This window comes from Paraburkholderia sediminicola (assembly GCF_046026895.1).
In the GTDB taxonomy this organism is placed as follows: Bacteria; Pseudomonadota; Gammaproteobacteria; order Burkholderiales; family Burkholderiaceae; genus Paraburkholderia; species Paraburkholderia sediminicola_C.
The window spans coordinates 1-632 of sequence record NZ_JAQQEU010000273.1; the positions used below are offsets into that span (position 1 = coordinate 1).

A 632-nucleotide genomic window follows, 5' to 3' on the forward strand; every position below is an offset into this window, starting at 1 on the left:
TCGTACGTGTGCGGCGAGGAAACGGCGCTGCTCGAATCGCTCGAAGGCAAGCGCGGCATCGTGCGCGCGAAACCGCCGGTGCCGGCGCTCGCGGGCCTGTTCGGCCAGCCGACGGTGATCAACAACGTGATCACGCTCGCCACCGTGCCGGTCATCTTCGCGCGCGGCGCGGCGTTCTATCAGGACTACGGCATGGGCCGCTCGCGCGGCACGCTGCCGTTCCAGCTGGCCGGCAACGTCAAGCAAGGCGGCCTCGTCGAACTCGCGTTCGGCGTGACGCTGCGCGAATTGCTGTACGACTACGGCGGCGGCACGGCGAGCGGCCGGGCGGCGCGCGCGGTGCAGGTGGGCGGCCCGCTCGGCACCTATCTGCCGCAAAGCCAGTGGGACATTCCGATGGACTACGAGGCGTATGCGGCCGTCGGCGCAGTGGTCGGCCACGGCGGTCTGGTCGTGCATGACGACACGTCGAATCTTGCCGAACTCGCGCAGTACGCGATGCACTTCTGCGCGATCGAATCGTGCGGCAAGTGCACACCGTGCCGGATCGGCTCGACGCGCGGCGTCGAAGTGATCGGCCGGATTCGCAACGGCGACACGTCCACGCGCCAGGTGCAATTGCTGCGCGATCT

Annotated in this window: 1 protein-coding gene; it reads left to right on the forward strand. The window is 68.7% G+C overall.

Annotated elements, in window-relative coordinates:
* The coding region (locus PQR02_RS40710) for an NADH-ubiquinone oxidoreductase-F iron-sulfur binding region domain-containing protein (protein ID WP_408243434.1) at window positions 1–632 on the forward strand (632 nt) is incomplete at both ends.